The organism is Proteus sp. MB838, assembly GCF_054767435.1.
The window spans coordinates 139,131-151,162 of sequence record NZ_BAABMO010000002.1; the positions used below are offsets into that span (position 1 = coordinate 139,131).

The window sequence follows — 12,032 nt, forward strand, 5'->3', positions numbered from 1 at the left end:
ATATTTTATTGCCGTTGATATTGTTGGCGATATCCAGATAAGGAACAATCAGTCTCGCGCTTAAAATAACGGCATAGATATGAGGGATCGTCAAAATGGAGTTTTATGGCGATCTCATTTACTGATAGCGTAGTGTGCGTCAATAACGCTTTTATTTTAAGAATTACTTGTCTATTAATCAGCGTCTTAGGAACATCATTAAAATATTGTTTAGTGAGCTGTGATAGATAAAACGGTGTGATGCTAAGGCGATTTGCATAATAGGCAACGTCTCTGTGCTGGTGGCTATGTTTTATAACTAATTCCCAAAATTGCCAACATAAGTGCTCTTTACGGCTGAATTCTTTTTTAGATAAGGAATAATGAGATGGTATTAATTCTGTTATCGCAAAAAAAAGATTTTGTAACTGCCCTCTCAACATTAACTTTCTATGATCAGTATAACTTTTATCTATATATTTTAATTGTTCCACCCAATTGTTTATGGCGTTTAAGTGAACCGTTGAAGGGCGACAAATGGGGTTTTCATGCAAAAATGTAAACAAACTATTTGAAAGTGCATAAGCGATCTCAGAGGCAAAAGATTTCTTAAGAAAACAATAAAAAATACGAAAATTAGCTGATTTACGTTGCAATGTGACCATTCTATTATCACCGAGTATCACTATATCATTCGCTTTAATGGTTTTTGTTTGAAAATCTATATTAATAACAGCCCTGCCATCTAAACAAATAATAACCACAACATAAGATAATGCTAATGGATAGCCTAATTCATTATGCATATCGCTTTCACCAATAACGGCATACTCCGAAGGGATATTTAACTTTAATAATGATTGACTAAACATAAATTATTCACTCTATTGCATATTGCTACTGTTTTTATTTTTAATGATCTCAATGTTAATCACAAGAGCATTAATGGATTTAGTTGTCAAAAGTACCGATAACACCTTAATTAATCCATTCAGTTTTATATTGGCTCTCTTTAAAATACGATCATCCTAACATAATGAAACATACGTTATAACAGAGCTAAATTGTATGAAAAAATTACAAACAGAACGATTATTATTACGTCCATGGCGAATATCAGATGCAGAGAGCCTCTATTATTATGCGAGGGATAAGCGAGTAGGCCCTATCGCTGGCTGGCCAGCACATAAAAGTGTTGCTGAAAGTACCGAAATTATCCAGACTATATTTATGCGTGATGAAGTTTATGCTGTCACATTGCTCGATGATGATAAAGCGATTGGTTTAATTGGCTTATCTTTTTGCCATGAGAGCAATTTCCCTATAGGGGATAATGATGCCGAAATTTCTTATTGGATTGGTACTCCTTTTTGGGGGAAAGGACTTATTCCTGAAGCAGTGAAAGCGCTTATTTGTCATAGCTTTGAGACTCTACAATTAGATAATCTATGGTGTGGTTATTTTGCAGACAATGTAAACTCGAAGCGAGTACAAGAAAAGTGTGGATTTAAATATCATCACATAATTAAAGATCAGTATGTGGAGTATTTAGACGAAATAAGAACAGAAGTTATTTGTCGTTTAACCAAAAGTGAATGGCAAAAACAACAATAAAAAACAGCAAAGCAAAAAAACAACGGATTATAAATCTTATAATCCGCTGTTTTGCTATTGTTTATCCATTAAACATGATCTAATGCTTGAGGTAAGTCAGCAATAAGATCATAAGGATTTTCAATACCAATAGATAAACGAATGGTTGTTTCTTGAATACCTATATTGTGGCGTAATTCCATAGGAACACCTGAATGTGTGGTAGAGCCAGGATGACATGCCAATGACTCGGTTCCTCCCAAACTCACCGCTAATTTAAATATTTTCATCGCATTGAGAAAACGAAAAGCTTCTGCTTCACCACCAACAATATCAAAGGAGAATGTTGATCCTGCGCCTGTGCATTGTCTAGCAAATACTTGACCTTCAATACTATTTTCATCTACAAAAGGTAAATAGTGGATCACTTTCACTTTTTCATGGTCACGTAGAAATTGTGCAACTAATAGCGCATTTTGATTGGCTTTTTCCATGCGAATTTGCAATGTTTCTAAAGAGCGGCCTAACATCCAGCAAGAATGCGCATCAAGTTGTGTCCCTATTGCACCTCTTAATAGGCGAACTTGATTAATAAGCTCGCGTGATCCCATTGCAGCACCGGCGACTAAATCAGAATGTCCACCCACATATTTTGTTAATGAATAGAGTGAAATATCAGCGCCTTGCTCTATAGGATGTTGATAAACAGGTCCTAATAAGGTGTTATCGCAAATAATAATAGGTCGATAGCCTTGGCTTGTTTCTAATTTATCCGCAACGATTTTTAACGCTTGAATATCAACCAGTGAATTAGTTGGATTGGCGGGAGTTTCGGCAAATATCACCGCAACTCTCCCTTTTTGGCTAGCCATTTCAGCTTGCGATTGGATATGTGCTAAATTTAAACCATCTGTAAATGGTGTTGCTTGAATACCGAACTTAGCGAATGTTTTGGCTATTAATGTTTCTGTTCCACCATAAAGTGGTTGAGAATGTAAAATAACATCGCCAGGTTGTGTAAAAGCCATTAATGTCGTTGTAATAGCTGACATTCCCGATGAAAAGAGGACACATGATGCTGTGTTTTCATAAACTGCTAATCTATCCTCAACGATCTCACTATTAGGTTGGTTAAAACGAGAATAGACTAAACCCGCTTTTTCTCCTTCTGGAAGGGGTTTTCTTCCACTTACCGTATCAAAAAAATTTTTCCCTTCTTCTGCACTTTTAAAAATAAATGTCGATGTTAAAAATACAGGAGGTTTGACAGAGCCTTCCGATAACAATGGATCGTATCCATAGCTCATCATTAACGTTTCTGGAGATAATTGATGTTCACCAATATATTGTTTTTTCAGTTGAGAACTAGACATTTTTTATTTCTACTATTTATGAATTATAAAGTTTCTATCATCATACTGAAAAAACTTCATATTGTTAGATTGTTTTATTAGGTATAGAAACTCATAGTTATATTGAACTGTTTGTTTTTTAACCTGAAATATGTTCTACCACGCCTTAACCGCGTCCCCTTTATACATTTCTTGCACCTTTAATTCGACTTGTCTTGAATGTAAAACAGTAATTAATTTCTTTATTTTTTCATCATTCATATTATCTATACGAGTAACAACAACATTGGCATAAGGCGAATGTTTATTCTCCATAATTAAACCGTCGCGGGTAGCAAGTAAGCCAATTTGAGAGGAAAAATTATTGTTGATAACCGCCATCGTAACCTCAGGATCATCAAGGGCTTCAACTAACATGGGAGTTTCAACTTCATGAAATATCAAGGCATTAGGATTATCAATAATGTCTTCAACGGAAGGTAAAAAACCAACTCCCTCTTTTAAAGAAATGAGGTGATTTTCTGCAAGTAATAATAAAGCTCGCCCTTTCATACTTGCTTCATTAGGAATGGCAACCACATCACCATATTCGAGTTCGCTAATATCGCTTATTTTCTTTGAATACGCGGCTAACGGGAAAATGTACGTTTTGCTGGCAATATGAAATTTGTAATTGTGGGCTTTTATCTCTGATTGTAAATAAGGAATAGATTGAAATACATTTACGTCTACTTCTCTATTTTCTAGGGCTTTATTAGGACGTTCATAGTCGTTAAATGCAATAACTTCAACATTTAATCCTTCGGTAAGTTTAGCTAAACGGATCACTTCATCCCAAATGACTTGGTCTGGTCCAGTATTGATTGCTACTTTGACGACATCTGTATCTTCTTGCGAACAAGAGACAGAAAATAAGCTTATTGAGGCTAGAAGCAAACCTGTAATAATTTCCTTCATAACTCCCTCTTAAAAACGGAACATGACAAACACAAAATTATCAGCATATTGATGATTAAGAAATATCCTAAGTGTAGATTAATAACAAGGAATGCCAAATGATACAAGTGATCGTACTATATAAAGAGAGGTATATGAGAGGAAATAAGGTAATTGGTTGATATTAAAAAGAAAAATAATTCAATAAAGTCAATGCATTTACAACCTATGCATGTATCAATCTCGAATTAATTTATTTATGCAGGGATCAACAAAAGCATCATCAACATTAAGATAAGTAGAATTGGTTACGCAATATGCAGAAAATGCCCATTTATATTGTTTATCTTGTTTCGTGATAGTGTAACTTGAAAAACGTATAGGTGTTGATTGTAACATATCATTACCTATTTTCTCACCGCTGACTAAGATAACTTGATTTTTTTTCTCTATAAATTTGAAGTTAGAGATTTTAATATCGCTGTTTTCAGCTTTATTATCAAATAAGCTAAGAGCATTATCATAAATTGAAGGTACAATATAAACTTGTTCATCTGCATCTTTTATATAAACCGTGACCATATTAATTGATGATGCATCATTTAATATACGCTTAGATTTAACGACAATATCTTTTACACCATCACCGTTAAAATCAATCAAATTAATACCGTATGTTAGTTTTATATCTGCAGAAATAGCAATAGTGGATAAGGATGTAAGCAATACTGCTGCGCCTAATTTCGTCATTATATTCATATCATATCTTCTATTTTTAATTGCTACTTTATAATTTAGAGTACTTTACAGGTGGGATTAGTCAAGTTATTTAATGTTTCAAAATAATACAAAAATAATAATTTTATATAACTAAAAACGATAGATTTTGATAAAAAACAATACTTTTAAAATGAGTAGCCTATTTTCAAGATAAGAAGTTCTTTAGTCTTAATATAAGGCAATATAGTTTTTCAGATCATTAATTCTTTCTATGGTTTTATCTTTTAAGCAGCTACTGTAAACCATCGGAGCCAAACTGCCACCTTGGTAATAGTCCGCCTCATATTGACATGAGAGGTCACGAAATGTCATCCAAACTGACTGTGCATGCTGTAACTGTTGTTGTCGTTTAGTTTCTAATTTCACATAATATTGTTGATAAATTTGTGACAGCTCTTCATCTTTTTGTTGAAAATCTTGGTATGCACATTGGTTAATTTCTGTTTGTGTTTCCGCATTACGACAATCAAAATTATCCGCTTGTAAATGTATTGACCAAAATAAGATCCCCCCTGATATTGCACTTACAAAAATAACTTTTTTCATCATACCATCCATTGTTACCTGAAAAATAATTGAATAATGCTAACATTATTATAATAAGAAAGGCTATATTATTAAATTATATCTATTATTTTTTATTTTAATCAGGCGAAAATAGCCACAAATAGGTCTATTTATTACTATCATATTTGGAGGGTTCATTTTTTGAATATAAATAATTTAGAATATTTAAGCTAAAAAGAACACTTGTAGCTTTTTAGCTAAATATTATTATATTTTATTTAGAATATGTGGTTAATCTATTCAATAATATTAGCAATTTCCAATAAGTTATTATCTGGATCACGTAAGTAAACTGACATAATAGGCCCTGTAGCCCCTGTTCTTGGTACAGGACCCTCTTCTATATTGATACCCTGCTGGTTTATATGCTCTATCACGTCTAACAATGGCGTTTCAGTAATAAAACATAAATCCGCAGAGCCTGCCGTTGGTTTAGCAGCTTTAGGCAAAAACTCTTTTCCTAGCTGATGAAGATTGATTTTTTGATGACCAAAAGCAAGGGCTTTACGCCCTTGTTTAAAGGTAATTATCTCAAAACCTAATACATTATGATAAAAATGACAACTCGCCTCGATATCAGCCACGGTTAATACTAAATGATCAAGGTGTGTAATTTTCATCTGAACCTCACTTCGCTATTAGAGTATTATTGTGATTAAAGCTCACACTTAGTTTTTAATACGGCTGTTTTTTTATGATGTTCTAGCGCTAATTCAATTAATTTCGTGATGAGTGATTGATAATCTAATCCCGTACTTTGCCACAGTTTAGGATACATACTGATATTAGTAAAACCTGGTAAGGTATTAATTTCGTTGATAATAACTTGATTATCTTCGGTTAAGAATACATCAACGCGCGACATACCTAAACAGTTTAAAACTTGGTAAGCTTTCAATGCCGTTTGGCGAATATGTAAGCTAATCGCATTATCTAAATCAGCAGGTACTACTACTTTTGCACCATCGTCATCAATGTATTTTGTGTTATAAGCATAAAAAGCATCATTTAACACAATTTCACCACAAGGGCTAACTTCAGGCTCTTCATTACCTAAAACGGCACACTCTATTTCACGGCCAACAATAGCACTTTCGATAATCACTTTAAGGTCATATTCAAATGCCATGGATAATGCAGCATTAAACTCGGCTTCATTATTGACTTTGCTGATACCAACAGAAGAACCTAAATTTGCTGGTTTAATAAATAAAGGGAGCCCTAATTGTTCAACAACTTCATTATAGGAAATATCATTTAATTGGTGAGCCATCAGTGTAATAAATGGTGCAACCGCTAATCCTGCATCATCCAGTAAGCGCTTAGTGATATCTTTATCCATACATGCTGCAGAACTCATGATATTAGGGCCTACATATGGCATATCAATCATATGTAATAGTCCTTGTAGGGTGCCATCTTCACCATAAGCACCATGCACAATAGGAAATACCACATCTATTTGTGCAAGAGGTTGCCCATCAGTTAAAGAGATAAATTGCTGACGGGTACTGCCAGGAATAATAGCCACTGGACGCAAAGGTTGGCTTAATGAGATAGTTGAGGGGTTATCGCTATTAATTAAATAATTGTCTTCAGCATATTCATGCCATTGCCCTTGTTCATTAATCCCAATTAAACAAAGGTCGAATTTCGTTCGATCTAATTCATTGATAATATTTTTTGCTGATTGTAATGAAACTTGGTGCTCGGTTGATTTTCCACCAAAAATAATAGCGACTCTTAATTTACTCATTTTCTAACCTTTTAATAGGACAGCTATAGCGAATAAATAGCAATATATCATGATAAAAACACGCAATGTAGGGAGATAGTTCTTATCTAGGAAAATTTACGATAAAATGATGAAATTCTATGATTTAGTGTGCAAAAAATAACTATTTTTGATATTAATTCAGCAACGCCTATTCCCTCCTCTTTCACACAAAAAGACACGGTTTCTCATCATTACATTCTTGCAATCAAGAAACCTGTCTTGCTAAACTCACTTTACCGATTAACTGATAAATTTTAAAAGGAGGCTAATTATGTTGTTGTGTGATCTTGTTGAATACTCACACTTCTTTGGTAATCGCCATAGCTCAGGCTTTCACAGTTCTTTACTGCGTTAACCTGCCTGAGCGACGTTAACTATTACCTCTCCTCAGCTTACTGGGTTATCGCGTGATATTACCCAAAGCATTTTTATGCTTAAAAAATGAGTAAGCTATGAGCACATTATTATCTACACAAAATCTCTCTTTTCATAATAATCACGGTATATTGCTGAGTAATATTTCTTTGGCACTCACTAAAGGTGAGAAAATTGGTTTAATTGGCTACAACGGTTGTGGAAAAAGTACCCTATTAAAACTTTTATCACACCAATTAATACCAACAGATGGTTCTATTACTATCGCCAATCAAGTCATTATGGCTTATGTCGAACAACAGTTACCAAGTGAGCTACAGTCAATGCGTCTCATTGATGCGGTTCTTCATAAATTACCTGAAGAGCTACGCATATCTGAAAGTTGGCGCAGTGAATTATTATTAAGTGAAATGGGATTTAAAGCCAATGAAATCAATCTATTAGCCTCACAATTAAGTGGTGGTCAACATACTCGTTTATTACTTGCGAGAGCATTGATTTTACAACCAGACTTACTGCTATTAGATGAGCCAAGTAACCACTTAGATCTACCGACTATCTTGTGGTTAGAAACATTTTTAACACAGTGGCGAGGAAGTTTTATTCTTGTTTCACATGACAATAGGTTGTTAGATAAAGTGACCAATTGTACGTGGATCATTCGTGATAAAACCCTATCTGTTTTTCGCTTGCCCTGCTCTCAGGCAAGACAAGAGCAAGAAGCACAAGATATCAGTGCGCAACATCGTTGTGATGCACAACAAAAAGAGATAGATCGTATTGCACAAAGTGCGAAGCAATTGGCCATCTGGGGAAAAGTGTATGATAACGAAAGTTTGTCACGTAAAGCCAAACAAATGGAAAAACAAATTGTTCGTTTAAAAGACGAACAAGTCGATGTAACAGAAGGCAATCAATGGACGTTACAGTTATCAGGAACAATATTACGGGCAGATAGATTGCTTGAGCTGCATCAGCTTTCAGTGATCCCTGCGCCAGATGCACCGATTTTATATACCATCGATAATCAACGGATCAAAAGTGGTGATCGAGTCGCTATTGTTGGTGCTAATGGGACAGGTAAGTCATCATTATTAAAAATGATTTGGTCATCATTTCATGGTTCAACCACATCAACAGAAAATATGATCAGGCTTCATCCCAGAGTTGAGTTAGGTTATTACGATCAAAGCCTCGCACAACTTAATGATAATGATACCCTTGCCGATGCACTAAAGCCCTTTGCACCGCTATTAGATGAGCAAAGGAAAATGGCATTAATAAATGCAGGTTTTGTTTATTCTCGCCATAATCAGCAAGTAAAGTCATTAAGTGGTGGTGAACGAGCTCGTTTACTTTTTATTGGTCTCAGTTTGGCAAAATATTCATTATTAATGCTAGATGAACCAACAAACCATCTTGATATGGAAGGTAAACAGGCATTAGCTGAGCAAATTCAACGATTTTCAGGGGGAATTTTACTCGTCAGCCATGATAGAGAATTGATAGAGAAAAGCTGTAATCGTTTTTGGTATATTCACAATGGTATTCTTAGCGAACATCATGATATTGAAACAATTTATCAGCTTATTTCTCAACAAGATATGTCATCGGTCTCTAATGAGCAAAATGGCCATCATGCTCCATCTGTTGAAATAGTAAAACATCATAATGAAGATGAATTGCTAATGAAATTGATAGCACTTGAAGATAAATTGAATGCTGATTTAGCAAGAAAATCTGCTCATCAAAAGCCTATATTACAGGCTCAATGGCAAGCAGAAATAGAGATCTTAAAGCAACAACTTGATTTAGCTTAATTTTTCTAACGATTACCCTATTGATTTTAAGTTATAATACAAAGCGGAGGAACTCCTCCGCTTTTATTGGTATTAACTAATAAGAGAGAACTACTTATTGTATTAATTTATATTCTATTAAATAAAGATTTTCCGTTGTAGGATAAATGTCTTTAATTAAGGCCTTTAAAGTAGGCAAACTCATACCCTCTTGTTGAGCATGAAATTCATTTATCTCATTAAAATTTAAGGGTGATACAGAAATAATTTGTAACTTTCCATAATAAGTGCCATGTTCATTAGATAATAAATCAACAATAGTGTTTGGTTTATAGTGGCTTTCTGCTTCATCCCTAATTGTGATCACTTTAATACCAGCTAAAATTGAAGGGATTAAACGCTCAAAAAATGTAATATCTGTTGGTACAATCGCTGTTGATGCCATTTTATTTCATCTGTTATAAATTGATATTATGTTTATTATAACGGTTAATCGCTCTTGCTAATAGCCAATCTATCATGCTGATGATGAAGGGATTTTTCTCTTTGTAATAATTTTTCTTTGCGCTCAATCCCCCAACGATATCCAGATATTTCACCATTTTGTCTGATAACTCGATGGCAAGGGATCGCCACTGCTAGTTTATTTGATGCACAGGCATTCGCCACTGCTCGATAAGATTTTGGCGAACCAATTTTTTGAGCAATTTCTTGATATGTCATGGTACAACCAAAAGGAATATCTAATAATGCCCGCCAAACTTTTTGTTGAAATACTGTTCCTTGAATATCAAGTGGTAATGCCAAAGGTTGTGTTGGCAGTTCAACAAAACCAATGACTTGGGCAACCAATTTTTCAAACTCTTGGTTTGCACCAACAAGTTCAGCTTGAGGAAATTGTTTTTGTAATTCTTCTAATAAACACGCAGGATCATCGCCAAGTGTTATCGCACAAATGCCCTTTTCACTTTGAGCTACAAGGATATGGCCTAATGAGCAGATCCCTACAGCAAAAAAATCACGATATTTTGTCCACCATTGCGCCAATGGGTTGGCGTCATACCTAATATGGCCGTCGCATTTTCATAAAATCGGCTATTCGCATTAAAGCCTGATTGATATATCGCATCTGTAATTGTTTTATCGCCAGCTAATGCTTTCTTAATTAGTTTGTGCCGATAAGCATTCGCATACTCTTTAGGTGTAATTCCCATTATAGATTTAAATCGTCGATGGAAATAATATGGGCTGGATTGAATATGTGCGGCGATGTCGGCAAGAGAAACATCACCCTGATTTTCTTCAATAAAACGGCAGGCTTGTTCAATAAGTTGATAATGTCTCTTTTCCATTTTAGTTCCTACATTTATGTATGCTGGATGAAGTCCATTATCAATAAACTTCTATTTAGATCACTCCGATTATTGCTCTTTAGTCTGCGCTTTCTTTAGATAATGCCCATAAATAGAGTGAAGCCGTTGAACCATAAGGAGAATAACGTTTACGATAGCGTTCAAAGCGTGTTCTATCTAAGCTTTGATGGCGATATAAACGCATGATACCACGCTGAATAGCTAAATCCCCCCAACTTAAAATATCAGGACGATTAAGTGATGAAATTAATAACATTTCAGCTGTCCAAATACCAATACCTTTTAATTTTATCAGGGTATTGATCACCGCTTTATCAGACATAGCGGGGATTTGGTCTAAATCTAACGTATGATTTATAACTGAGTCAGCGATACCTTTAATATAGCCGGCTTTACGCATTGTCATTCCACATTGCTGAATATCTTGCTCTGATAAACTAGCAATATGTACAGGAGTATAAATACCATCACATAGGGTAAGTAAGCGTTGCTGAACCGTGGTAGCAGCCGCAACAGAAATTTGCTGTTCAATAATATTTTTAATTAATGCGGTAAATAAATCAGGAGTAAGTGGACGTTTAATTTCCCCTATTCTTTCCATTACCGCGGCTAGACGCTTATCTTTTTGTTTTAAAAAAGTGATCTCTTTTTCACCATACTGAAAATACATAAAATCACGCTACTAATTAAGGTATTTATTAAAACAGTATAGCGTGCACTTCCCCCCCATTATGCACTCTGTTTCTTGCTCTTTTTAGCAAATGTTAATATAAAAAGAGCAAACTATATGATTAATATAATGTTTTCATAATACGTTCAGGCAATTGTGCATCATATTTATCACCATCAAATTGTTGATGAGAAATGGATTTCAATATTTGTCCCGGTGCTGGAATAGTTGATTTATCAGCTAAATATTTGTTTTCCCACAAACCTGAACGAATAAGTGCCCTACCACATTGGAAAAATACGCGCTCAACATGGATGCGCAAGACAGAGCGAGGTAGTGCATTGTTATATTTAAAGCGTGCGAGTGTTTCTTCATCTATTAAAATTTCCGCATGACCATTAATTCGTAATGTTTCATTAATGCCGGGGACTAGGACTAATAAAGCAATCGCGGGATTAATTAACAAATTGCGCATGCTATCAATGCGGTTATTACCACGTCTATCGGGTAATAATAAAGTATGATCGTCTTCAATATGAATAAAACCGGGCTCATCGCCACGAGGAGAAACATCCATACCATCAGCACTATAAGTGGCTAATGCAACAAATGGTGTAGCTTCAATATAAGGGCGATAAAGGGGGTGAATAAAATCCACTTCTTTTAAGACCGATGGTTCGGCAGGTTGACCATAAATCTCTTCCAGTGTTTTCAGATCTTTTACAATGGTATTTTTCATAAGGTGGCCTTGTTATCATTTAGCTCATTCTTCATCATATACAAATTTCGTATAAAAAAAAGGTCACCATAAAATGTGACCTTTTCATCAAT

Annotated in this window: 14 protein-coding genes; 2 read left to right on the forward strand and 12 right to left on the reverse strand. The window is 34.7% G+C overall.

Annotation, left to right across the window (positions count from 1 at the left end; genetic code table 11):
- Positions 1–5: 5 nt before the first annotated feature.
- Positions 6–851 carry a helix-turn-helix domain-containing protein gene (locus ACYUCW_RS01515; protein ID WP_036894930.1) on the reverse strand — a complete coding sequence of 282 codons (846 nt, stop codon included), beginning with the start codon at positions 849–851 and terminating at the stop codon, positions 6–8.
- 196 nt (positions 852–1,047) lie between these two features.
- Here ACYUCW_RS01515 and ACYUCW_RS01520 point away from each other — a divergent pair, with 196 nt between their 5' ends.
- Positions 1,048–1,593 (forward strand): GNAT family N-acetyltransferase, encoded by a 546-nt coding sequence (locus ACYUCW_RS01520; protein WP_004242934.1) that lies wholly within the window; start codon positions 1,048–1,050, stop codon positions 1,591–1,593.
- Between the two features lie 68 nt (positions 1,594–1,661).
- Here ACYUCW_RS01520 and ACYUCW_RS01525 read toward each other — a convergent pair whose 3' ends face one another.
- The 6 genes from ACYUCW_RS01525 to ddlA all read right to left on the reverse strand — a co-directional run bounded on the left by ACYUCW_RS01525 (position 1,662) and on the right by ddlA (position 6,963).
- Entirely contained in the window at positions 1,662–2,945 is a 1,284-nt protein-coding gene (locus ACYUCW_RS01525) for a cystathionine gamma-synthase family protein (RefSeq protein WP_460408129.1), read from the reverse strand.
- Between the two features lie 135 nt (positions 2,946–3,080).
- Positions 3,081–3,881, reverse strand: a complete 801-nt coding sequence (locus ACYUCW_RS01530) for a MetQ/NlpA family ABC transporter substrate-binding protein (RefSeq protein ID WP_004248058.1) — start codon at positions 3,879–3,881, stop codon at positions 3,081–3,083.
- Positions 3,882–4,097: 216 nt separating this feature from the next.
- Positions 4,098–4,619 (reverse strand): carbapenem self-resistance protein CarG family protein, encoded by a 522-nt coding sequence (locus ACYUCW_RS01535; RefSeq protein ID WP_004242928.1) that lies wholly within the window; start codon positions 4,617–4,619, stop codon positions 4,098–4,100.
- Between the two features lie 189 nt (positions 4,620–4,808).
- Positions 4,809–5,186, reverse strand: coding sequence for a lysozyme inhibitor LprI family protein (locus ACYUCW_RS01540; RefSeq protein ID WP_223293445.1), 378 nt, complete (start codon positions 5,184–5,186; stop codon positions 4,809–4,811).
- 257 nt (positions 5,187–5,443) lie between these two features.
- Complete coding sequence (locus ACYUCW_RS01545) at positions 5,444–5,827, reverse strand: VOC family protein (RefSeq protein ID WP_004242922.1); 384 nt, start codon at positions 5,825–5,827, stop codon at positions 5,444–5,446.
- A 35-nt stretch (positions 5,828–5,862) separates the two neighbouring features.
- A complete protein-coding gene (gene ddlA / locus ACYUCW_RS01550) occupies positions 5,863–6,963 on the reverse strand; it encodes a D-alanine--D-alanine ligase (RefSeq protein ID WP_004242920.1) in 1,101 nt (366 codons plus the stop codon).
- Between the two features lie 473 nt (positions 6,964–7,436).
- Between ddlA and ACYUCW_RS01555 the strand changes: the two genes are divergently transcribed.
- Entirely contained in the window at positions 7,437–9,179 is a 1,743-nt protein-coding gene (locus tag ACYUCW_RS01555; protein WP_163748488.1) for an ABC-F family ATP-binding cassette domain-containing protein, read from the forward strand.
- Positions 9,180–9,273: 94 nt separating this feature from the next.
- On the opposite strand, the gene yqfB is transcribed toward ACYUCW_RS01555, so the two are convergent.
- The 5 genes from yqfB to ACYUCW_RS01580 form a co-directional block, all read right to left on the reverse strand.
- On the reverse strand, positions 9,274–9,603 hold the full coding sequence (gene yqfB, locus ACYUCW_RS01560) for a N(4)-acetylcytidine aminohydrolase (protein ID WP_004248055.1): 330 nt from the start codon (positions 9,601–9,603) through the stop codon (positions 9,274–9,276).
- A 44-nt stretch (positions 9,604–9,647) separates the two neighbouring features.
- On the reverse strand, positions 9,648–10,205 hold the full coding sequence (locus ACYUCW_RS01565; RefSeq protein WP_460408132.1) for a methylated-DNA--[protein]-cysteine S-methyltransferase: 558 nt from the start codon (positions 10,203–10,205) through the stop codon (positions 9,648–9,650).
- Positions 10,163–10,510, reverse strand: a complete 348-nt coding sequence (locus ACYUCW_RS01570; protein WP_242494484.1) for a helix-turn-helix domain-containing protein — start codon at positions 10,508–10,510, stop codon at positions 10,163–10,165. The genes ACYUCW_RS01565 and ACYUCW_RS01570 overlap by 43 nt, the downstream gene beginning before the upstream one ends.
- 79 nt (positions 10,511–10,589) lie before the next feature.
- Positions 10,590–11,201 carry a DNA-3-methyladenine glycosylase family protein gene (locus ACYUCW_RS01575; RefSeq protein ID WP_071233731.1) on the reverse strand — a complete coding sequence of 204 codons (612 nt, stop codon included), beginning with the start codon at positions 11,199–11,201 and terminating at the stop codon, positions 10,590–10,592.
- A 121-nt stretch (positions 11,202–11,322) separates the two neighbouring features.
- Positions 11,323–11,940 (reverse strand): pyridoxamine 5'-phosphate oxidase family protein, encoded by a 618-nt coding sequence (locus tag ACYUCW_RS01580; protein ID WP_004242912.1) that lies wholly within the window; start codon positions 11,938–11,940, stop codon positions 11,323–11,325.
- Positions 11,941–12,032: the final 92 nt, after the last annotated feature.